The organism is Pseudomonas sp. SCPG-7 (genome assembly GCF_002156405.1).
GTDB classification, from domain to species: domain Bacteria; phylum Pseudomonadota; class Gammaproteobacteria; order Pseudomonadales; family Pseudomonadaceae; genus Aquipseudomonas; species Aquipseudomonas parakoreensis.
Map to the genome: position 1 here is coordinate 1 of NZ_MVOO01000052.1, position 371 is coordinate 371.

Here is a 371-nt window from a genome sequence, read left to right on the forward strand (position 1 = left end):
TGAGGCCGATCGGCATGTCGGATGCGATGACTTTCCATGTTGCGCGCGATTGCTTCAGTTTCGATTTGAGCCAGGCGAGTTGGGCACGGCCGAGGAACGCTGTGTCGGCGCTGCGCTCCTCCTGTCTGTTGAACGTGTTGGGACCGCGATAGCTGCGCATGTCCAGCACGAATACATGGAGGTCTCCCCCGTACGGAATGTGGCGATAGACACGCTCCGACTCGGCGAGGTTGTGCCAACGCATCGGCGAGTACTCGAGGAACGCGCGCGTCGCGCGGCCGGTCAGTGTCTGGATGCGTTGCTCCGCGTAGCGATTGTCCAGCACTTTGGCGTCCGACCAGTTGTTCGTCACCTCGTGGTCGTCCCACTGT

At 61.5% G+C, this 371-nt stretch carries 1 protein-coding gene; it reads right to left on the bottom strand.

Translation table 11 applies throughout. The annotated features are described in order from the left end of the window. Positions 1–371: alkaline phosphatase D family protein (locus tag B1722_RS28505; protein WP_176393393.1), on the bottom strand; the 371-nt coding region annotated here is incomplete at both ends.